Here is a 20568-nt window from a genome sequence, read left to right as displayed (position 1 = left end):
GACGCCGTCCTGATGCATCGAGCCGCGCACAATCCCTTCCCGCGCGCGAATATTTCGCTCGGCGGTAGCCAAAATCTGTGCTTCCCGCGCCAGTTTCCGTGCCTCGACAATGGCTGCAGATCTCACCAATAAAGAGATTCAAGAGGAGACAGACATGAACCAAGCGTCCTGCCGGCTGGCCGCCACATCACATAAGGCGCCCGCCGTCCGTCCTGCTGCGCCGGGCATTGCACTCCGGCTCGCTCGCGGCACGACTCCGGTCCGCCCATAGCGCGCGCGTTTCCCGACCTCTCTTCCGGTTAGCCCCAGTCATCCCCGAATCCCTGTGCACTTGCGTGCACGCGGGGAGGAAAGCACTTATCCATCACTCGACAGGAAAGTCACAATGAAGCGATGTGTCATAGCTGCCGCCGCCACGCTGCTGGCCTGCCAAGCGTCTCATGCAGAAAGCGGGGTGAATTTGTATGGCCTGATTTCGACCGGCATCGTGTACGCCAATAACCAGAACGGCCATTCCCAGGTGCAACTGGCGAACGGCCCGATGCAGACGCCGCGCTGGGGCCTGCGGGGAACGGAAGACTTGGGGGGAGGGAACACCGCCTTCTTTACGCTGGAAGGCGGCTTTGCCATTGACACCGGCACGTTGTCGCAAGGCGGCCGCCTGTTCGGCCGGCAGGCATTCGTCGGCATGTCGTCGCCGGTCCTTGGCACCATCAGTCTGGGCCGGCAATATGACCTGCCCGCGGCGACATTGTGGCCCTATGAATCGGCCACGCAGTTCGCCGCTTTCGGCACGCACATCGGCGATAGCGACAACGTCTTCAACACCTTCCGCGTCAACAACACGATCGCTTACAAGAGCCCTTCGTACGGCGGCCTGCAATTCGCCGGCATGATGAGTCTCGGCGAGAAGCCTGGCGACTTCCGCTCCAACAACGCGTACAGCTTCGGGGTTTCCTACAAGCGCAATGATCTGTCGCTGGGCATGGCCTATGAGGAACTGAATACGCCCAATAACGCGGGCAACCAGTCCGGCGCGGTGGTTGGCGACTATGGCTTCTCTTCCCCCTTCGTCACCAGCCTGGCAAGCGGCGCCAAGGTGGAACATCAGCGCATCTTCGGCACCGGCGGCGCCTATCAGTTCGACAAGATAGGCGTATCGGTGCTGTACACGAACGTGCGTTTCGACTATCTCGACAACACCAGGCTGACGGTCAACAACGGCGAGATCTCCGTGACCGACTACATCACGCCCAATCTGATGCTCGGTGCCGCCTATATCTATACATGGGGCGAGTACCAGCCCGGCGGCAACCAGCCGAAATGGCACCAGGTCAACCTGGGCGCCGACTACTTCCTTTCCAAGCGTACCGACCTGTTCCTGGTCGGCATCTATCAAAGGGCGGCCGGCGACGCCACCTTCGCGCAGATCTATACGCTCTCGCCGTCATCCACCAAATCGCAGGTCACTGCAGTAGCGGGAATCCGGCACAAGTTCTGATCCACGCCGGGAAGCCAGACGACCAGTGCCTTCTGGCTAACCCCGCGAATCTGAAGCCGGATCTCCTTTCTTAAGAAGGGAGATCAAGTCTGGACCTCTTCAAATGGTCGTCGCCGTGGGCCTCTCCTGGACGGTCAAAACTCTCACGCTAGTGGTTGCCGTGCTCACATACTTCACCCGCCAGCAGTTCGGCGGCTAGCTGCCCAAGGGTGCGTATGGCTGCGGCGAACCTGTCGTCGATGTCCTGGCAGCAGGACAGGCGCAGAAAGTGGCGATATCGCGGGCCCTTGGAATAGACTTGGCCGGGCATGATCACGATGCCCCTCGCCAGGGCTGCATGGAACAGTTTCAGGCTGTCGACCTGCGGCGGAAGCTCGACCCAAAGCACGAAGCCTCCGGTGGGTTGCGTGGCGCGGGTGCCCTCGGGAAACGCCTGCGCGATCCATCCGCGCACCGTGGCCACCTGCGAGGCGTACAGCCTCCGGAGCGTACGCAAGTGATGTTCATAACCGCCGCTTTTGAGAAACTGGCCCACTGCTTCGGTCAGAAGCATGGATTCTGAAGCGCTGGACGCAAACTTCAGGCGTTGCACGGCCTCCTGGTAACGGCCGCCCACGATCCATCCGATGCGGTAATCGGGAGCAAGCGTTTTCGAGAATCCGCCGCAGGCCAACACCCAACCCATGCGATCGAAGGACTTGATGGTGGGCTCCAGCGGCTCCCTGAACTGAAGCTCGGCGTACACCATGTCCTCGATCAGTGGTGTCCGATGCTGGTGCAGGAGCTGGGCGAGCCGCTGCTTTGCTTCCACTGGCATGGAGCACCCGAGCGGGTTATGCACTGTCGGCATGGCGACTACGGCAGCCACGCGCTTTTGCAAAAGCAGGTGTTCGACGGAATCAACATCCAGGCCGTGCTGCGGATGTGTCGGGATCTCGATGGCCTTGAGGCCCAGCGCCGCGAGCAACGGGTAGATGTTGAAGTACGACGGCGCTTCGATGCCGACGTAGTCGCCCGCCTGCGTGACCGCACGCAGCGCAAGCTGGAGCGCCTCCATCGCGCCATGTGTCAACACGATGCAGTCCGCCGTGAGATCCATGCCCAGCCGCGAGCTGCGCAGGGCGATCTGTTCGCGCAACAGCAGCGAGCCAGGCGGCAGCGCGTAGGTGGCGACAATCTCGCCATGTCTGCGCAGGACAGAGCTGGTGATGCGCGCCAAGCGCTCGCCCGGATAGAACCTCTTGCCGCGCGGGCCGGCGAATGCCAGATCCATGTGGCCAGGCTGCTGCTGGGCCTGTAGTACGGAGGTCATGAGATCCACCTGCGCGGGGCTCATGACGTCCTTGGCGATTCGGCGGAATGCGAATTCTGGCTCCGCCAGCTCGCTACGCACGTAGAAGCCCGACTGAGGTCGGGCAGCGATCAGCCCACGATCCTCCAGCAGCCGATAGGCCGCGTTCACCGTGTTGAGGCTGAGCTTGCGCTGCGCGGCGCATTCGCGCAGAGAGGGCAAGCTGGAGCCAGCGGGCAGGCGTCCGGACCGGATTGCGGCAGTTAATTCGTCTGCCAGTGCTTCATACAGGCTCCCTGCGGTCCCGCTTGATGGCACTTGCCTTCTTTTCATCGTGAACTGTCACCATTGAAATGACATATTGCTGTACCTGTACTCATTGTCCCACCAATCCTAATATTTCAGCATTGTTGGCGGAGCGCGGACCGCAGGCATCTGGGCCGGTATTGCCGTCGACGTTTGCGCGAGTCACTGGGCATCACACTCGGACCCCATTTTCTGGAAAGCAGACCCATGTCCACTGTTCCCTTCAAGCAGGTTGACGTTTTCACCAGCACCCCCTACCGCGGCAACCCCGTAGCCGTCGTGCTGGAAGCCCAGGATTTGACTTCGGACGAGATGCAGCGCATAGCCAACTGGACGAATCTTTCCGAGACGACCTTCGTGCTGCCGCCAACGCAGGCCGGCGCAGACTACCGCGTGCGCATCTTCACGCCACAATCCGAACTGCCGTTCGCAGGTCACCCGACACTGGGTACAGCCCACGCTCTCATCGAAGCACGCAAGATCACGCCCAGGGACGGCAAGCTGGTCCAGGAGTGCGGCGCCGGCCTGATCGAGTTGACCGTCACCATGTGTGAAGGCGCCAGCCCGGTCATTGCCTTCAACCTGCCCGAGCCCCGCCTGATGCCGATGGTCCCCGCCCAGGTCGATGAGATGGAATCCATCCTCGGCGCGCCCGTGCTGCGTGAGCACACGCCAAAGTTCGTCAATGTGGGACCGGTCTGGACGATTGTGCAGCTCGCGAGTGCACAAGCCGTCCTGGACCTGCGACCGGACTTCGCCCGGATGGCCGAATTCGATAGGCGCAATCAGTCCATCGGCATCGTAGTGTTTGGAGCCTATGGCGCAGGCTCTGAGGCAGCCATCGAGGTACGTGCGTTTGCGCCCAGCGTTGGCGTGAACGAAGACCCAGTGTGCGGCAGCGGCAACGGCTCCGTGGCTGCGTTCATTCGCGACGCCGGTCAGATCGCGACGTTTGGTTCCACTTATGTGGCTACGCAAGGCGCCGTCGTGGGCCGCGCGGGCAAGTTGATCGTGAACTTCGAGGGGGATCGCGTCATCCGCGTCGGTGGCCAGTCGGTCACGTGTATCAACGGCACGCTCGCTGCGTGATCAGTCTTCTGCGGCATCGTGGAGCATCGTCCGGGCACGCTCGCGACGAAATCGGCACAGCCGGATTCAGGTTGACCTATTCGCCGGCTGCCCTAAAATTAGAGTGCTGACTGAGACACGCTCTCGTAAAGCGAAGGTAGGTCAGCGAATCGATCATGTTTCCCGGATAGATTGCTGGTTGAAGCGTGATCGTGCAGGCCACATATGCCTGCAGGTCCGAGCCGGATCATAAGTTGCTGACCCGGTTCGGACGCCCCCCATGGCTGGAAGCACCAAGCACCTGTAGAAGGTGCTTTTTTGTTGGGGCATTGGCGGACGACGTCGACCGCTCGCCTCGCGGCCTCCGCACGTAAGCGATTCCGTCAGAACGACAAGCTCCTAGATATCGGGAGCGAGGAGCAGTCCGCTTTTCACGGTGTGGATCAGTGCAAGGCGATCTTCGACTGCCTTGCGCAGGACTTCTCGTCCCCTGAACGGGTCCGTCAGGTAACTGGCGTACTGGCTTGCCCGAATCTGCACCTTAAGGCTCATCATCGGCGATCCGACCTCCGGCCATGTCACCATGAACGCCGGATGGCTGTCTGCGCATTCAACGAAAGCCGTGTCAGGAGACGCAAAACAGCAGTCAGCGCCCTGAGCCAGGAACTGGAGATCCTTGTCCTTGAACTCGTAAGTTGCCATGTGTTTCTCCCATCACGCGGAGGATCGTGACGTGGACGTCATCGGCGCGAGCAGCCGCAGCACCTGCTCATTCCCATGTTAATACGTTTGAAGCCCTTCCGACGCCGGCTATTGCTGGCGATGGCAGCTATCGGCCGCGGGTTGGGGCCACTGCGGCCTTGTGGCCGGTGGGCGCCGCAAAGCGCAAGCGGCTTTTCACGCGTGCGGCCAGAAAAGAGACAGCCCCGCACGTCCGGTCGGCTATCATGCCAATCCCCTCCGAAGTAGCGCCCTATGATTTCCATCCGTAATGTCACGCTGCGTCGCGGCGTCAATGTCGTACTCGACCGCGCGTCCGTTACCTTCAACCCCGGCGAAAAGATTGGCCTTGTCGGCCGCAATGGTGCCGGCAAGTCGTCCTTCTTCGCCCTTCTCAACGGCACGCTGCACGAAGACAGTGGCGAGTTCTCGATTCCCGCTGCATGGAAGATGGGCCAGGTCGCGCAGGAGATGCCGGAGACCGCGCAGAGCGCGACCGACTTCGTAGTCGAGGGTGACACCGTGCTGTTGGCCGCGCAGGCCGAAGTAGCCGCCGCCGAGGCCAGCGACGACGGCATGCGCATGGCGCACGCCTACATGGCCCTGCACGACGCCGGTGCACACGATGCCCCCGCACGTGCCCAGGCGCTGATCCTGGGCCTGGGATTCACTGCAGCGCAGCTTGGCCAGCCGGTCAACAGCTTCTCCGGCGGCTGGCGCATGCGACTGCAACTGGCGCGCGCGCTCATGTGCCCGTCCGACCTGCTGCTGCTCGACGAACCGACCAATCACCTCGACCTCGACGCGCTGGTCTGGCTGGAAGCCTGGCTCAAGCGCTATCAAGGGACCCTGGTAGTGATCAGCCACGACCGCGAATTCCTCGACGCGGTGACGCAGGTGACGGTGCACGTCGACAACGCCAAGCTCGTGCGTTATGGCGGCAACTACAGCAAGTTCGAAGACATGCGCGCCGAGCAGCTCGTATTGCAGCAGGCTGCGATGGCCAAGCAGGCCGACAAGATCGCCCACCTGCAGAAATTCATCGACCGCTTCAAGGCCAAGGCCTCGAAGGCAAAGCAGGCGCAGAGCCGGGTCAAGGCGCTCGAACGCATGGAGAAGATCGCACCGGTACTTGCCGACGCGGAGTTCAACTTCGAGTTCAAGGAGCCGCTCAATGTGCCGAACCCGCTGTTGTCGATGCTGGACGCGAGCTTCGGCTACCCGGCGCCGACCGGCGCACTGCCGGGCACGCCGCCCACGGTCATCGTGCGGGGCATCAACCGTTCCGTGCTGGCCGGGCAGCGCATCGGCATTCTTGGTGCCAACGGCCAGGGTAAGTCCACGCTGGTGAAGACGGTGGCGCACGCGCTGGCGCCGATTGGCGGCGAAATCAGCGAAGGCAAGGGGCTGAATATCGGCTACTTCGCACAGCAGGAACTCGACGTGCTGCGCCCGCTCGACACGCCGATGGAACACATGATCCGCCTTGCCAAGGACACGCCGCCGCACATGCGCGCCCCCGGCCAGAGTGGCACCGAACAATCGCTTCGCACCTTCCTCGGCACCTTCAACTTCAGCGGCGACATGGTCCATCAGGCGGTGAGCACGATGAGTGGCGGCGAAAAGGCGCGGCTCGTGTTGTGCATGATCGTGTGGCAGCGCCCCAACCTGCTGTTGCTCGACGAGCCTACCAACCACCTCGACCTGTCCACCCGCGAAGCGCTAGGCATGGCGCTCAACGAATTCGAAGGCACAGTGATGCTGGTCAGCCACGACCGGGCCCTGCTGCGCGCCGTATGCGACGAGTTCTGGCTGGTCACCAAGGGCGGTGTCGAGCCCTTCGACGGCGATCTGGACGATTACCAGCAGTTCCTGCGCGACGAAGCCCGTCGCATGCGCGAGCAGCCTGCCGAGGAGCAGAAGGTCATCGCCTGAAATGGCGGGACCCAGGCGTGAGCTTTACAGGATTCCGCGTGAAGGTCGCCATTGAGCGCATCGTGACTGATACGAACTTTGGCGCCATATATAGCGTAGTCTGGAGCCGGTCTTGCGACCGGCCCCATCGTTACTGCGGCCTTGCCGCTGATGTCACTTGAGGTCGAAGCGGTCCAGGTTCATCACCTTGTTCCACGCTGCCACAAAGTCCTGGACGAACTTCTCCTGCGCATCCGAGCCGCCATACACCTCGGAAACTGCCCGAAGCTCGGAGTTCGAACCAAAGACCAGATCGACTCGCGTGCCGGTCCATCTCGGCGCGCCTGTCTTGCGGTCGCTTCCTTCGAACACGTCCTTTTCCTCCGACAGGGCTTTCCACTCCGTGCCCATGTCGAGGAGGTTCACGAAGAAGTCGTTGGTCAGCGTGCCGGGGCGCTTCGTGAAGACGCCGTGTTGAGACTTGCCGAAGTTGGCGTCCAGCACCCGCATGCCGCCCACCAGCACCGTCATCTCCGGCACCGTCAGCTTCAGCAATTGCGCCTTGTCGACTAGCAGCGCCTCGGACGGGATCGAGAACTTGCCTTGCAGGTAGTTACGGAACCCGTCCGCGACCGGTTCGAGCACGACCATGGCATCAAGGTCGGTCTTTTCCTGCGAGGTGTCCATGCGTCCCGGCGAGAACGGCACCGTGACATTGTGGCCGGCATTCTTCGCCGCTTGCTCGACCCCCGCGCACCCCGCCAGCACGATCAGGTCGGCCAGCGAGACTTTCTTGCCGCCGGACTGTGCCTTGTTGAACTCTCCCTGGATGCCCTCCAGCGTGGCCAGAACCTTCTTCAGTTCGGCAGGCTGGTTGACGTCCCAGTCCTTCTGCGGCGCAAGGCGGATGCGGGCGCCGTTGGCGCCGCCACGCTTGTCCGATCCGCGGAACGTCGAGGCCGATGCCCACGCTGTCGATACCAGTTGCGGGACGGTCAGCCCCGAAGCCAGCACCTTGGCCTTGAGCGCCGCAACATCCTGTGCATCGATCAGCGGATGATCGACCGGCGGGATGGGGTCCTGCCAGAGGAGTTCTTCCTTCGGGACTTCGGGGCCGAGATAACGTGCGCGCGGCCCCATGTCGCGGTGGGTCAGCTTGAACCACGCACGGGCAAATGCATCGGCCAGTTGCTCCGGATGCTCGTAGAACCGCCGCGAGATCTTCTCGTAGACCGGGTCGAGCCGCAGTGATAGGTCGGTCGTCAGCATGGACGGTGAACGACGCTTCGACGGATCGGCAGGATCTGGCACGGTGCCGGCGCCCGCGTCGCCCTTCGGCTTCCACTGATTCGCGCCGGCCGGGCTCTTCGTCAGCTCCCATTCATATTCGAACAGGTGTTTGAAGTAGTCGTTGCTCCACCGCGTCGGTGTGGTGGTCCAGATGACTTCCAGCCCGCTGGTGATGGTGTCTCCGCCCTTGCCCGTGCCGAAGCTGCTGCGCCAGCCGAGGCCCTGTTCCTCCAGGCCGCAAGCCTCAGGCTCGGGCCCCACGTGAGATGCCGGACCAGCGCCATGCGTCTTGCCGAAGGCGTGGCCGCCCGCGATCAGCGCAACGGTCTCTTCGTCGTCCATCGCCATGCGGCGGAACGTCTCGCGAATATCCACGGCTGCCGCAAGGGGGTCCGGATTGCCATTCGGGCCTTCCGGATTCACGTAGATCAATCCCATTTGCACTGCGGAAAGTGGATTTTCGAGGTTCCGGTTGCCGCTGTAACGCTTGTCGCCCAGCCACTTGTCTTCGTTCCCCCAGTAGACGGATTCGTCCGGCTCGTAGACGTCCTCTCGCCCGCCGGCGAACCCGAAGGTCTTGAATCCCATCGACTCCAGTGCGACGTTGCCGGTGAGGACGATGAGGTCGCCCCATGAGAGCTTTCGACCGTACTTTTGCTTGATCGGCCAGATCAACCTGCGCGCCTTGTCGAGGCCGACGTTGTCAGGCCAACTATTGGTGGGTGCGAAGCGCTGCTGGCCTGCCCCCGCGCCACCGCGCCCGTCGCCGATGCGGTAAGTACCTGCGGCATGCCATGCCATGCGGACGAACAACGGGCCGTAGTGACCGAAGTCCGCCGGCCACCAGGGCTGCGAGTCGGTCATCAGCGCCTCCAGATCCTTCTTCACGGCCGTCAGGTCCAGGCTGCTGAACTCCTTCGCGTAGTTGAACTCCTTGCCCATTGGATCTGACGGCGCGGAGTTCTGGCGCAGGATATGCAGATTAAGCCGCTCTGGCCACCACTCCTTCAGTGATCGGCCGGCGCCAGCGGGATGAAGAAACGGGCACTTCGCTTCAGTCGTCATGCGTGTCTCCTTGGTCGCTTGAACTCAACGTAACACCGCGCCGTAGCTCGTCGCCGTCAGTGGAGACTGGTCTTGGGGGACAGTGTTCGGATTTTCCAGACTGATTTGGACATCACAGTTGCAATACCATCCTAGAACGCGATTCCGCCCCGTTCCATTGATTCCAGCTATGGCCGCCATTGAATTTGGGCCGACTCTGCCGCTTGGGGAGGCGTCTATAGTTGTTTGCATTCGGACAACAGTCGCGATGAGCGCGTCGGAGGATGCAATCATGACCATGGCTACCACGCTGGCAAGATGCTTGCGCAACAAGCAAAGTCGGTTCGACACCGTGCGTCACCCCGGCAGCCCCAGCAGCATGGCTGCTGCGCGGGCCGAGCACGTTCCCGGAGACCGACTGGCCAAGACCGTCCTGCTGGAAGACAACCGCGGCTATCTCACAGCCGTCATCCCTTCCACGCACCACCTGAAACTATCGGAGCTCCGCGAGCAGACCGGCCGCAAGCTTACGCTTGCGCATGAAAACGGCGTGCGCGAAGTGTTCAGGGACTGCAACCTCGGGGCGATCCCGCCGGTCGGCATGGCATATGGCACGCAGACCTGGCTGGACGACAGTCTGCTGACACACCCGGACGTCTACTTCGAAGCGGGCGACCACCAGGAACTGGTGCACATGAGCATCGAGCAATTCGTCGACCTGATGGCCGACGCACAGCGCGGGCATTTTGCGCACCGGGACATGTAGGGCCGGAACGCAAACGGAAGAATCTGCCTGCGGCGCCTTGCTCTCCGATTATCTGGGCGGCTCTCCTCCAGAGCCGCCCCAGCAGCAGCCACCTCGCGCCGACCGCTTTCCCGGCCGCCTAGAGCGTGACTAGAGCGTACCTACGTGCCAAAGCGGACCGCCGGCGAGAGCGTGAATGACTCGCGCATGTCGCGCACTTCCTCGACTGGTGTCCGGCCAAACAGGCGCTTGAACTCCCGGCTGAACTGAGACGCGCTTTCGTAGCCGACGCGTCCCGCCGCGGCTGCGGCGGTCACGCCGTCGCGGATCATCAGCAAGCGCGCCTGATGAAGGCGGGTGGACTTGATGTACTGGATCGGGGACGTCTGCGTCACCGTGCGAAAGTTGGCGTGAAATGCCGGCACGCTCATGCCGGCCTCCTCGGCAAGACGAGCGACGTTGAGTGGCGTCGCGTAGTCGGTGTGAATCCGCTTGAGTGCCCGCGCCACACGTCCAAACCGGCCGTGATGCGCAAGCGCGGCACGCATTGCCCCGCCTTGCTCCCCTGTCAGCACGCGATAGCAGATTTCTCGCACGATGCCCGGCCCCAGTACCTGCGCATCGAGCGGTGCCGTCAATGCTTCCAGCAACCGTATCGTGGCGCCGGCAAGGTCTCCCTCCAGCCGCGTGGATGCGATGCCGGTCGGGGGCGCTTCGGGATGATGCCCGTCGGCACCGATCTGCGTAATCAGCTCGCTAAGTTCGATCAGGTCCAGACGGATGGACACCGCAAGCATGGGCTCCTCCGGCGAGGCCTGCGTCTCCGTCGAGAACGGTAGCGGCACGGACAGCACGAGGTAGTGCTGCGCATCGTAGACATACACCTCGTTGCCCAGGAATCCGAGCTTGCGCCCCTGACAAACAATCACGATGCTCGGCTCGTACAGCACAGGCGTGCGCCCCAGCGGGCGATCGGAACGCATCAGCCGCACGCTGTCGAGCGCCGACTGGGTGTAACCCTCGTTGGGCGCCAGTCTCTCAAGCAGACGGACCATCCGGGTGGAAGCGGGATTGCGGACGTTCGACACCGCTCTCTCCTTGTGTCGCGATGGTCGCCATTCTAGCCCCCAACATCCCGCGTACCACCGCAGTCAATAGGAATAGGCAATAACGGCATCGGTCCGTGTATTCGCCTCGGAGTGCGTCGCCTCTACCATTCATTCACCGGCCAACGAAACGTATCGCTTTCTTGCAGGCCGCAACCGGCAAGGCTTGTTCCGCTGGCAATCGCGGGCAAATGCCGTCAAATCCGAACCGACAATAGGAGTATGCAAGATGGCAATCCCATCCAACGAATCGAAGGTCATCCTGATCACCGGCGCCAGCAGCGGCATTGGCGAGGGCGCCGCCCGATTGCTCGCCGCGCAAGGCCATCGTCTAGTGATCGGCGCACGCCGCACCGACAGGCTCGTCGAGCTGACCGAATCGCTGCAGGCAGCTGGCGGTAGCGTCCGCTATCGCGCACTCGACGTCACCTCGGCGGATGACGTCGCCGCATTTGCGCGATTCGCACTCGATGCCTTCGGCCGCATCGACGTGCTCATCAACAATGCGGGCGTGATGCCGCTCTCGCCGCTGAACGCACTGAAGGTCAACGAGTGGAACCGGATGATCGACGTGAACATCCGTGGCGTACTGCATGGCATCGCTGCCGTCCTGCCAACGATGGAGCAGCAAGGCCAGGGGCAGATCATCAATATCTCGTCGATCGGTGGCCTTTCCGTGTCGCCGACCGCAGCCGTCTACTGCGCCACCAAGTTTGCCGTGCGCGCCATTTCCGACGGGCTGCGCCAGGAGACGGACAAGATCCGCGTGACGGTCATCTGCCCGGGCGTCGTGGAGTCCGAACTGGCCGACTCGATCTCCGACGACACCGCACGTTCGGCCATGCAGGAGTTCCGCCGCATCGCCATCACGCCCGATGCCATCGCCCGCGCAATCGCCTACGCCGTGGAGCAGCCGGCCGACGTGGATGTCAGCGAGATCGTCGTACGGCCCACCGCCAGCCCGTTCTGAGTCACTGCCACGTATCACGCAATCCGATCACGGAGTGCGCTGAAGACGTTGCCCGATCCAGCTTCAACCCACAGCCCATTAAGGCTCTTCATCATGAACGCAGCATCCCGTACCTGGTTTATCACCGGCGCATCGAAAGGCGTCGGCCAGAAACTCGTCAAGCATCTGCTTGAGCAAGGCCATCGTGTCGCCGCAACGTCGCGCACCGCAGCATCGCTGACGACGACGTTCGGACAAGCATCCGACAGCTTCCTTCCGCTCGAGGTGGACCTGACCAATGACCAAAGTGTCCAGCGGGCCATCGAGAATGCCGTGCAGACGTTCGGCGCCATCGACGTGGTCGTGAACAACGCAGGCTACGCGCAGCAAGGAACCGTCGAGGCATTGTCCGACGAAGAGCTTCGCCAGAATTTCGAGGTCAACTTCTTTGCGCCGATGGTCGTGCTGCGCCATGCGCTGCCGCGTCTTCGCGGCCAACGCAGCGGGCACATCATCAATATCGCCTCCATCGTCGGCTATCAGGGTGGATACGCGGGCTGGGGCAGCTACGTCGCGAGCAAGTTCGCGCTGGCAGGCCTGACCGAGTCGCTGGCCGCGGAAGTCGCCGAATTTGGTATTCGCGCGACAGTGGTCTATCCCGGTCCGGTCCGCACCAATTTCCTGTCGAGCGGTGCACTGGCGGTGTCCAGGCGCCAGATCGACGCGTACACGGAGGCCAAGGCTTCGCTCGACTTGCATCTCGGCACGCTGCACGGCCACCAGGCCGGAGACCCTGACAAGCTGGCACTGCTGATCATCCAGGCCGTCAGTGTCGAATCGCCGCCGCTACATCTGTTTGCCGGCAAGATCGCCAACGAACTCGCGGCCAACAAGGCCAAGGCCGTCGCAAAGGATCTCGAAGCGTGGAAGGGGTCCTCAGAAGCCACCGATTTCGCCGATTGATCGAGAGGGCTGCGGATGCCGCGACGTTACCGCCGGGGTGTCTCGTCGGCGGCATCACATGCGCCCGCAGCCGCAGCGAAATACCCCCACTTCTTGAACAGCGGACCGCGCGTGCACCCGCGAAGGTCGGCGAACCGTTTCGCTGACCGGAATGTTCGCCGCAGCAACTTAATTGATACCTGCAGCCTGCATCCCTATCGTGTAGTCATGAGAAAGCGCTCGCCCTGTTCACAACGGCGGCCATGATAACGATCTGGAGACATTCATATGACCCCCGCATCACGCCGCCGCGCGCCATAGCGCTCCCGCCCAGCAAAGATTTACCCCCTTCCGAAGTTCATCGATGGCGACAGCTTGCGAGAAAGCTGTCTGGCCAGGGAGCAGGTCATGTTGCAGCACATTGCTTCGATTTCAGTCCTCGGACTGATGTTTGTGATCGCCACCGTCCTACCCGTGAATATGGGCGCGCTGGCGTTCGTGGGCGCGTTCCTGGTCGGCACCTTCCTGGGTGCAATGCCGGCCAAGACGATCCTGATGGGATTCCCGGCGGACCTGTTCCTGACGCTGGTGGGCATTACCTACCTGTTTGCCGTGGCGCAGAACAACGGGACCATCGACTGGCTCGTCAGGCTAGCCGTTCGCGCGGTAGGCGGACGCATCGCCGCGATACCGTGGATCATGTTCGGCATCGCCGCCTTGTTGACCTCGGTCGGTGCAGTCAGTCCCGCCGCGGTGGCAATCATCGCGCCCATCGCGCTTGGCTTTGCCGCGCGATACAAGATCAACCCATTGATGATGGGGCTGATGGTCATACACGGTGCCCAGGGCGGTGGTTTCTCGCCGATCAGTATCTACGGCGGCATTACGAACAAGATCGTCGAGAAGGCCGGCTTGCCGCTGAACGAAATGGCAACAGCATTCGCGAGCCTGGGCGTCAACCTGCTGGTAGCGCTTGGGTCTTCATCGCATTTGGCGGATTGCGCCTGATGCGCGAATCGGCGCACCGACAGCCGGCGGTGGTCGGCAATGGCGTGGCCGCGATCGATCTTCCGTTCCAGGCGCGTACGACGACCGGAGGCGCAGGGGGAGCTGCAATATCAGCCGCAGACGGTGCCCTCGTGGAAGCGGAGCCATCCGGCACGCCCTATCAATACCTGACCGTACTTGGCCTGGTTGCACTGTCCGTGCTGACGCTGTACCTGAAACTCGATATCGGCTTTGTCTCGCTGTCGATTGCCGTGTTGCTGACATTGGTATCACCGAACCTGCAGAAGGCTGCACTGACCCAGGTGTCGTGGCCGGAGATCATGCTGATCGTCGGCGTCAGCACTTATGTGGGCGTGATGGAGAAGATGGGCACCATCTCTTTTGTCGGCCATAGCGTTGCAGGCATGACCTCACCAATGATGGCGGCACTTCTGCTCTGCTTCGTGGGAGCCGTGATTTCAGCATTTGCTTCGTCGACCGCAGTGCTTGGGTCGCTGATTCCCCTGGCTGTGCCATTCCTCCAGCAAGGCTCGGACGTCAGCGCCATCGGGTTCATCGCGGCCATGGCCGTGTCATCCACCATTGTCGATGTGAGCCCATTCTCGACCAACGGCGCGCTGGTCCTCGCCAATGCGCAGGGTGTAGACCGTCACGCCTTCTTCAGGAAACTGATGGTATATGGCGGGCTGGTAACGCTTTTGGCGCCAGTGGTGCTGTGGTTCTCGTTCGTGGTGCTTTGATTTGCGATTCCACTAATGCCATGACCCTGACTCATACCCAAATCCGGCTTGCCTCCCTTCTGGATGCCGGTTATCAACTGACGATCACCCGGTCGGCCGTCGATGCCAAGCCTGTGCAAGTCGACGTGGTTCGGCCGGGATCGCAGGAAATCGCAGGGCATGTACCGTGGCGGCACATCCACGAACTGCTGCGCATAAGAAGGGTGGTGTTCGATACGGGGGATGTCGCGACAGCGACAGCCATCGTGGCACCCGTTAGAACAGACCCGAAGGACAGCAGTGTTCAGTAGCGAGCCGAGGATTTACGTCTCAACCGCTAACGCGGAGCGGCCGCTGGGCAGTCAGTCTGCACGGTCCCTTGCGCAGGGGAGGAATCCGCGCTAAGTTGAAACAGCCGTCATGCGCCGGCGGAGGCAAATATGGTGCGATTGGCACTTCTACCGAGGTTGCCGGCCATTGCGGCCATGCTGTTCGGACCAGCGCTACTTGCCCAGCAGATTCCATCAATGCCGCTCATACTGACATCCCCCGCGTTTTCCCAGGGCGGGGAGATTCCCACTGTGCACACATGCGAAGGCACGGATGTGTCACCTCCACTGGCGTGGTCAGGAATGCCCCCCGCCACTGCCAGCCTGGCCTTGATTGTCGATGATCCGGACGCGCCGGACCCGGCGTCGCCGCAAATGACATGGGTCCATTGGGTCGTGTACAACCTGCCGCCGCAGGTCGGCTCGCTTGCGCAGGGTGCGAGCCGGCATGGCTTGCCGCCCAGCGCTCGGGAAGGTCTCAACGACTGGCACCGCGCCAACTACGGAGGGCCGTGTCCGCCGATTGGCCGGCACCGGTATTTCCACAAGCTGTATGCCCTGGACGTCGTGCTGCCGGATCTTGGCAAGCCGGACAAGGCGGCGCTGGAACAGGCGATGCGGGGGCACATACTGGCGCATGCCGAACTGATCGGGACCTACCAGAAGCATGGGCGCTGACATCGTCGCACACTCGGCCCGCGAATCCGCTTCGACCGTCTAACGGAGATCGATGAATCAGGCTCGAGACGATGAAGTTCACCGGCTTGCTACCAGCTCTCTTCACCGTCTGTCTGATCGTGATGGCAGTCATCGCAGGATTCGCCATTTTTCAGGATCGCTTCATCTATTTCCCGGAAAAGGCCGCAATCGATAGCCTGACCGGTGGCGGGCTTCGCGCGTGGCCGACAGCCGAGACGTTCCGGGGCCTCGTAGCCGAGCCCGCCGGAGGGGCGCGCGGCACGGCCATCATCTTTCACGGCAATGCGGGACACGCCGGACATCGCTCGCCCTATGCCACGGTACTTACCCGGCTGGGTCTACGTGTGATCCTCGCCGAATATCCGGGCTATGGACCACGCGACGGCGCGCCGGGGGAAGAGAGTCTGGTGACCGACGCACAACAGACGATCGCGCTTGCGCATCGCCTCTATGGCACGCCGCTGCTTCTCATCGGTGAATCGCTCGGGGCCGGCGTGGCGGCTTCGGCGGGCTCCCGCGAACGCGACAAGATCGCCGGCTTGCTGCTCATCGCGCCATGGGATCAGCTCGACCACGTTGCCGCATACCACTACCCGTGGTTGCCGGTGAAGTGGCTGATGCGGGACAGATACGACAGCATCTCTCACCTGGCATCGATCGACCGCCCGGTTCTTGTCGTGGTGGCGGAACGAGACAGCATCGTGCCCGCCCAGTTCGGCAAGACGCTCTACAACGCGCTGCCCGGTCCGAAGCAGCTGATGGTCGTGAAGGCGGCAGAGCACAACGACTGGATTAGCCACGTCGACGATGCCTGGTGGCAGGAAGCGATCGAGATCCTGTTTGCGCCGTCCCATTAGATGACGGCGGCTCTCGCGCATGCCGGGCTTGCAGGCTTGTGGGTACCCGCCGACAGTTTGGGAGTCGGCGGTTCCGGCTTCATTTGATGACGAGGTCGGCGCGTGATATCAGCTCGCCAGGAAGGGTCAGTCCCAGTTCGCCAGCAGTCTTGAGGTTGATGGACAGTTCACGTTGGGAGATGACGGCAAATGGCGTCTCCGCAGGCCTCGCGCCCTTGAGTATCTTGTCGATAATGCCCGGCAGCGGCGGGAAGCTCGCGGTAAAGCTTGTGCCATAGCTCAGCAGGCAGCCCGAATCCGAGGCGCCTCCCCAGAACATCGTCGGCAAGCGCTGCTTCGTAGCGAGTTCGGCAATGCGCTTGCGATCCCGAATCGTGGCGGGAACTTCAAGCACCACTAAGACCTCGGCGCCTTCGGCGGTCATTGCCCTGAAGGCAGTCTCGAGATCGGGCTTTGGGCCACGGATTTTCAGCACCTGAGGCGTGAGGCCCGCTGCGCGAGCGGCGGCCACGTTGGATCGCTCGATAGGGGCCAGTCCGCTGGCGTCAGCGCCGGGAATATCCGAATCGCTCAGAATCGCAACACGTGCGAGTTTCGGGAGAATCGCCTTGAGTATCGCCAACTGCCGGCTCGCGAGCTCGGGGTCGTTGTTTGTCGCCCCGGTGACGTTGCTGCCAGGCCGCTCCAGCGTTGCCGCGACGCCAATCGCTACCGGATCAGCGACGAGAGCGGCCACGATCGGGACTGTTGTGGTCGCCCTTCGGGCGGCGTTGGTTGACGGGCCGCCGAAGGTGGCAATGACATCGACGCCGATGCCGACCAGTTCGACAGCAAGGCCAGGCAGACGATCGAGCTGCCCGTCGGGAAACCTGGCTTCATAGACGACGCTCTTGCCTTCGAGATATCCGAGCTGCGCCAGACCGGAGCGAAGCCCTTCGACTTGCGGGTTGGGCTTCCCTTCGACACTCGCGCCCCCGTTCACAAGGACGCCAACCCGGAAGACCCTGCTTGCCTGCTGTGCGTGCGACACACCTTCGGCCAGAGTCAGCCCCACGGTTAGCGCCGCAGCACCCGCCAGCATGGTTCGCCGCTCCATAGCAACTCCTCCCGCCCACCAGGGGTCGATTTCTCAGAATGCCGATGAAGGAGCTTAGGTGAACGGGATGCTCTCCAACCGATGATCTGTGGCCTGGCACACACAGCTACGAGCACGATTGCGGGGATGACAAATGACCCCTCTGGGTCGGGTACGGCCCTCCGCCCTTCAAGCGCCGCTATTCACTCTCGATTTGTTGATGCGTTTTGCGCCCCTGCGAGCTCCTGAACATCGAAAGTAATGCATCCCGACGTCAGCCAAAGCGGTCCAGCAGGCTGTACCACGCCACGCCCGCCGCGATATAGAACCGCTGAAGCTGGTGCATCGGAATCGGGGTGATAGGCGAGATCGGATACGGAAACTCATCGCTCCGGTTCGTCAGTCGCAAGGCAAGATGCTTTCCAAAGCTCGTACACAACGCGATGCCCCGCCCGTTGCATCCGACAGCCACGGTCACACCCGGCGCCGGTTCATGGATATGTGGCATGAAATCGCGGGTAACGGCAATCCGTCCGCCCCAGCGATATGCATAGTCCAGTGGGCCAAGTTGCGGGAACAGCAGCTCCAGCGAGCGTTCGAGGTGGGCGAAGTCTTGCGGGCCACGCGGGTCCGAGAAAAAGCCACGTCCGCCCATCAGCAGTCGCCCTTCGCTGTCCTTGCGGAAATACAGCAGCAGACGCTGCGAAGTCGATGCGGTTTCCCCGCGCGCCAGGATGGCATCGGCTGCCGACGACTTCAAGGGTTGCGTCGCCACGATAAAACTGTTGGCCGTCAGCAGCGTGCTTTGTAGCCCAGGCCAGAGTGGCCCCGTGTATCCGTTGGTGGCGATCACCACGCGCTCGGCCGTAACCGTCGCGCCGGTGGAGAGCCTTGCGATCCATTTCCCGTTGCCCTGCGATCCCTGGGGCGTCAGCGCTATCACCGCAGTGCCGCCGTGGATGGTGGCGCCGGCGCGCTGGGCTGCCATCACCAGTCCGCGCGTGTATGACAAGGGCTGGATGGCGCCCGCGCGCCCGTCAAGCCAGCCTCCAACGAACGCCTCGGTGCCCACGCGACGGGCCACGGCGTCGCGGTCGAGCACTTCGACCGTCACCCCCCTCCGCTCCCACTGCCGGGCGCGTGCATGCATGCCCGCGACCGCTTTCTGCGCATAGGCAAGTTGCAGCCAGCCGCTGCGTACAGGCTGGCAATCGATGCGGTGCTGGGAAATCAGGTCGAAGACGAGGTCCGCCGAGCGCGAGATCGCATCGATCAGCGGCTCGGCACGTTGCTCGCCGAGCAATCGAACCAGGTCGTCAGGATCGTGCTTGAGGGTGGGGTTGACCTGGCCGCCATTGCGGCCTGATGCGCCCCAACCAGGCTCGTGACTGTCGACGACGCAGACGGATGTGCCACGTTCGGCGAGGTGCAGCGCCGTGGAAAGCCCGGTGAAACCGGCACCGATCACAAGCACATCGACGCTGGTGGATTCCATCAGCGCCGGGGTGGGCGACGCCTCGATCGCGGTCGCCGCCCAGAGCGATGGGGGAAACGTGCCTGACGCGGAGTTCGTCGTCATCACGCAAACCCTCCCGCCGCTTCCGCGGGCTTGTGCAGAACGCGGCGCAGGAAGTCCTGCGTCCGTGCGTGCCGGGGGGAGCCAAGTACCTGCGCGGCGGCGCCCTCCTCGACGATCTTTCCGCCGTGCAGGAAGCAAACCCGGTCCGCCACTTCGCGCGCGAAGCCCATCTCGTGCGTAACGACGATCATGGTCATTCCTTCACGCGCCAGGCTGCGCATGACTTCGAGTACATCGCCGACCAACTCGGGGTCCAATGCCGACGTCGGTTCATCGAACAACATCGCTTCGGGCTGCATCGCGAGCGCGCGCGCAATCGCAACGCGCTGCTGCTGGCCGCCCGACAACTGTGCCGGGTGGGCCGACGCCTTGGCTGCCAGGCCCACCTTGTCGAGCAATGCCATCGCCCGTTCGCGCGCTGCGCCCCGGTCTTCGCCGCGCACGTAGATGGGCCCCTCCATGACGTTCTCCAGCGCCGTGCGATGGGGAAACAGATTGAAGCGCTGGAAGACCATGCCCATGCGGCTGCGCAGGCGGTGGATATCGCGGCTGTTGCAATCCACACGCTCACCAAACGCGCGGATCTCTCCGCCGTCGTAGGATTCCAACCCATTGATGCAGCGAAGGACCGTGGATTTTCCCGACCCCGACGGACCAATCAGGCAAACCACTTCGCCGGCGTCAACGTGCAGGTCCACACCGTGCAAAACCTGATGGTCGCCAAACCGCTTCTGAAGGTTCTCGATATCGATCATGGTCGCCTCCTTCCGGCTCCAAAGCGGAATTCCACGCGACGCAACATGTACACGAGCGGCAGGCTCATCAGCAGGTACAGCAGCGCCACCAGCGTGTAGACGGTCATGTTCTGGAACGTCGACGATGCAATCAGTTGGCCGGCGCGGGTCATCTCGGCCACGGTAATCGTCGACACCAGCGACGAGTCCTTCAACATCATGACGAGCGTATTGCCATACGGCGGCAGCGCGATGCGGAATGCCTGCGGAAGAATGACCCGACGCAGAATCAGCGAACCGCGCATGCCCATGGCCTGTGCGGCTTCACGCTGGCCGGGGTCGACGGCTTCAATGCCGGCGCGGAAGTTCTCGGCCTGGTACGCCGAATAGGCGATGCCGAGCCCGATGACGCCGGCCTGGAACGCCGTCAGATGAATGCCAACATCGGGCAACACAAAGTAGATGTAGAAAAGCTGCACGATGATCGGCAGGCCGCGAATCACGTTGACGATGGTCGAACCGGCAGTCGATAGCACGCGTACCGGGGAGAGCTTCATCAACGCCAGCCCCAGCCCCAGCACACTGCTCAACAGGAACGACAGCACGGTAACTTCCACCGTGACCACCGCTCCCTTGAGCAGAATGGGCAGGAATTCGCGGGCGTTCTCGAGGAAAGTCGCAGCTTCCATCGC

17 protein-coding genes and 1 pseudogene are annotated in these 20568 nt (G+C 62.6%); 10 read left to right on the top strand and 8 right to left on the bottom strand.

Features of this window, described 5'->3' with window-relative positions; translation table 11 throughout:
- The first annotated feature begins 385 nt into the window (after positions 1-385).
- A complete protein-coding gene (locus BLR29_RS10735) occupies positions 386-1501 on the top strand; it encodes a porin (RefSeq protein WP_092136952.1) in 1116 nt (371 codons plus the stop codon).
- A gap of 148 nt (positions 1502-1649) precedes the next feature.
- Here the strand turns inward: BLR29_RS10735 and BLR29_RS10730 are convergent, their stop codons facing one another.
- Positions 1650-3125: an aminotransferase-like domain-containing protein gene (locus BLR29_RS10730; RefSeq protein WP_092136951.1), complete on the bottom strand. Its 1476-nt coding sequence runs from the start codon at positions 3123-3125 to the stop codon at positions 1650-1652.
- A gap of 180 nt (positions 3126-3305) precedes the next feature.
- On the opposite strand from BLR29_RS10730, the gene BLR29_RS10725 reads away from it, so the two are divergent.
- Entirely contained in the window at positions 3306-4187 is an 882-nt protein-coding gene (locus BLR29_RS10725; RefSeq protein WP_092136950.1) for a PhzF family phenazine biosynthesis protein, read from the top strand.
- 378 nt (positions 4188-4565) lie between these two features.
- On the opposite strand, the gene BLR29_RS10720 is transcribed toward BLR29_RS10725, so the two are convergent.
- Entirely contained in the window at positions 4566-4868 is a 303-nt protein-coding gene (locus BLR29_RS10720; RefSeq protein ID WP_092136949.1) for a hypothetical protein, read from the bottom strand.
- 273 nt (positions 4869-5141) lie between these two features.
- On the opposite strand from BLR29_RS10720, the gene BLR29_RS10715 reads away from it, so the two are divergent.
- Positions 5142-6821 (top strand): ABC-F family ATP-binding cassette domain-containing protein, encoded by a 1680-nt coding sequence (locus BLR29_RS10715; protein ID WP_092136948.1) that lies wholly within the window; start codon positions 5142-5144, stop codon positions 6819-6821.
- 153 nt (positions 6822-6974) lie between these two features.
- Here the strand turns inward: BLR29_RS10715 and katG are convergent, their stop codons facing one another.
- Complete coding sequence (gene katG, locus BLR29_RS10710; RefSeq protein WP_092136947.1) at positions 6975-9155, bottom strand: catalase/peroxidase HPI; 2181 nt, start codon at positions 9153-9155, stop codon at positions 6975-6977.
- 271 nt (positions 9156-9426) lie between these two features.
- Between katG and BLR29_RS10705 the strand changes: the two genes are divergently transcribed.
- Positions 9427-9900 (top strand): aminoacyl-tRNA deacylase, encoded by a 474-nt coding sequence (locus BLR29_RS10705; RefSeq protein WP_092137301.1) that lies wholly within the window; start codon positions 9427-9429, stop codon positions 9898-9900.
- A 140-nt stretch (positions 9901-10040) separates the two neighbouring features.
- On the opposite strand, the gene BLR29_RS10700 is transcribed toward BLR29_RS10705, so the two are convergent.
- Positions 10041-10934: an AraC family transcriptional regulator gene (locus tag BLR29_RS10700; protein WP_143018450.1), complete on the bottom strand. Its 894-nt coding sequence runs from the start codon at positions 10932-10934 to the stop codon at positions 10041-10043.
- 280 nt (positions 10935-11214) lie between these two features.
- On the opposite strand from BLR29_RS10700, the gene BLR29_RS10695 reads away from it, so the two are divergent.
- The 6 genes and pseudogenes from BLR29_RS10695 (at position 11215) to BLR29_RS10670 (ending at position 16488) form a co-directional block, all read left to right on the top strand.
- Complete coding sequence (locus BLR29_RS10695; protein ID WP_092136945.1) at positions 11215-11955, top strand: SDR family oxidoreductase; 741 nt, start codon at positions 11215-11217, stop codon at positions 11953-11955.
- Between the two features lie 93 nt (positions 11956-12048).
- Positions 12049-12897: an SDR family oxidoreductase gene (locus BLR29_RS10690; RefSeq protein WP_092136944.1), complete on the top strand. Its 849-nt coding sequence runs from the start codon at positions 12049-12051 to the stop codon at positions 12895-12897.
- A 387-nt stretch (positions 12898-13284) separates the two neighbouring features.
- Positions 13285-14624 (top strand): annotated as a pseudogene (locus BLR29_RS10685) (SLC13 family permease).
- A 20-nt stretch (positions 14625-14644) separates the two neighbouring features.
- Positions 14645-14914 carry a hypothetical protein gene (locus BLR29_RS10680; RefSeq protein WP_092136943.1) on the top strand — a complete coding sequence of 90 codons (270 nt, stop codon included), beginning with the start codon at positions 14645-14647 and terminating at the stop codon, positions 14912-14914.
- Positions 14915-15130: 216 nt separating this feature from the next.
- A complete protein-coding gene (locus BLR29_RS10675; RefSeq protein WP_092136942.1) occupies positions 15131-15610 on the top strand; it encodes a YbhB/YbcL family Raf kinase inhibitor-like protein in 480 nt (159 codons plus the stop codon).
- Between the two features lie 71 nt (positions 15611-15681).
- On the top strand, positions 15682-16488 hold the full coding sequence (locus BLR29_RS10670; protein WP_092136941.1) for an alpha/beta hydrolase: 807 nt from the start codon (positions 15682-15684) through the stop codon (positions 16486-16488).
- Between the two features lie 79 nt (positions 16489-16567).
- Here BLR29_RS10670 and BLR29_RS10665 read toward each other — a convergent pair whose 3' ends face one another.
- The 4 genes from BLR29_RS10665 to BLR29_RS10650 all read right to left on the bottom strand — a co-directional run bounded on the left by BLR29_RS10665 (position 16568) and on the right by BLR29_RS10650 (position 20565).
- The gene (locus BLR29_RS10665) at positions 16568-17584 is read right to left on the bottom strand and encodes an ABC transporter substrate-binding protein (RefSeq protein WP_092136940.1); all 1017 of its coding nucleotides are present in this window, start codon (positions 17582-17584) and stop codon (positions 16568-16570) included.
- A gap of 253 nt (positions 17585-17837) precedes the next feature.
- Positions 17838-19142: an NAD(P)/FAD-dependent oxidoreductase gene (locus BLR29_RS10660; RefSeq protein ID WP_092136939.1), complete on the bottom strand. Its 1305-nt coding sequence runs from the start codon at positions 19140-19142 to the stop codon at positions 17838-17840.
- Positions 19142-19897 carry an amino acid ABC transporter ATP-binding protein gene (locus tag BLR29_RS10655; RefSeq protein WP_092136938.1) on the bottom strand — a complete coding sequence of 252 codons (756 nt, stop codon included), beginning with the start codon at positions 19895-19897 and terminating at the stop codon, positions 19142-19144. Before BLR29_RS10655 ends, BLR29_RS10660 begins: the two co-directional genes overlap by 1 nt.
- A complete protein-coding gene (locus BLR29_RS10650) occupies positions 19894-20565 on the bottom strand; it encodes an amino acid ABC transporter permease (RefSeq protein WP_092136937.1) in 672 nt (223 codons plus the stop codon). The genes BLR29_RS10655 and BLR29_RS10650 overlap by 4 nt, the downstream gene beginning before the upstream one ends.
- Between the last annotated feature and the right edge of the window lie 3 nt (positions 20566-20568).

Source organism: Cupriavidus sp. YR651 (assembly GCF_900101625.1).
In the GTDB taxonomy this organism is placed as follows: Bacteria; Pseudomonadota; Gammaproteobacteria; order Burkholderiales; family Burkholderiaceae; genus Cupriavidus.
Note: the sequence above shows the minus strand (reverse complement) of the source record. Positions and strands in the feature narration are given on the sequence as shown.

Bases quoted from the DNA above. Each gene is read 5' to 3' on its own strand.
- BLR29_RS10665 (WP_092136940.1), bottom strand. From the start codon at position 17,584: ATGGAGCGGCGAACCATGCTGGCGGGTGCTGCGGCGCTAACCGTGGGG.
- BLR29_RS10680 (WP_092136943.1), top strand. From the start codon at position 14,645: ATGACCCTGACTCATACCCAAATCCGGCTTGCCTCCCTTCTGGATGCC.
- BLR29_RS10725 (WP_092136950.1), top strand. From the start codon at position 3,306: ATGTCCACTGTTCCCTTCAAGCAGGTTGACGTTTTCACCAGCACCCCC.
- BLR29_RS10650 (WP_092136937.1), bottom strand. From the start codon at position 20,565: ATGGAAGCTGCGACTTTCCTCGAGAACGCCCGCGAATTCCTGCCCATT.
- katG (WP_092136947.1), bottom strand. From the start codon at position 9,155: ATGACGACTGAAGCGAAGTGCCCGTTTCTTCATCCCGCTGGCGCCGGC.
- BLR29_RS10735 (WP_092136952.1), top strand. From the start codon at position 386: ATGAAGCGATGTGTCATAGCTGCCGCCGCCACGCTGCTGGCCTGCCAA.
- BLR29_RS10670 (WP_092136941.1), top strand. From the start codon at position 15,682: ATGAAGTTCACCGGCTTGCTACCAGCTCTCTTCACCGTCTGTCTGATC.
- BLR29_RS10715 (WP_092136948.1), top strand. From the start codon at position 5,142: ATGATTTCCATCCGTAATGTCACGCTGCGTCGCGGCGTCAATGTCGTA.
- BLR29_RS10660 (WP_092136939.1), bottom strand. From the start codon at position 19,142: ATGACGACGAACTCCGCGTCAGGCACGTTTCCCCCATCGCTCTGGGCG.
- BLR29_RS10675 (WP_092136942.1), top strand. From the start codon at position 15,131: ATGCCGCTCATACTGACATCCCCCGCGTTTTCCCAGGGCGGGGAGATT.
- BLR29_RS10695 (WP_092136945.1), top strand. From the start codon at position 11,215: ATGGCAATCCCATCCAACGAATCGAAGGTCATCCTGATCACCGGCGCC.
- BLR29_RS10700 (WP_143018450.1), bottom strand. From the start codon at position 10,934: ATGGTCCGTCTGCTTGAGAGACTGGCGCCCAACGAGGGTTACACCCAG.
- BLR29_RS10705 (WP_092137301.1), top strand. From the start codon at position 9,427: ATGACCATGGCTACCACGCTGGCAAGATGCTTGCGCAACAAGCAAAGT.
- BLR29_RS10655 (WP_092136938.1), bottom strand. From the start codon at position 19,897: ATGATCGATATCGAGAACCTTCAGAAGCGGTTTGGCGACCATCAGGTT.
- BLR29_RS10720 (WP_092136949.1), bottom strand. From the start codon at position 4,868: ATGGCAACTTACGAGTTCAAGGACAAGGATCTCCAGTTCCTGGCTCAG.
- BLR29_RS10690 (WP_092136944.1), top strand. From the start codon at position 12,049: ATGAACGCAGCATCCCGTACCTGGTTTATCACCGGCGCATCGAAAGGC.
- BLR29_RS10730 (WP_092136951.1), bottom strand. From the start codon at position 3,125: ATGAAAAGAAGGCAAGTGCCATCAAGCGGGACCGCAGGGAGCCTGTAT.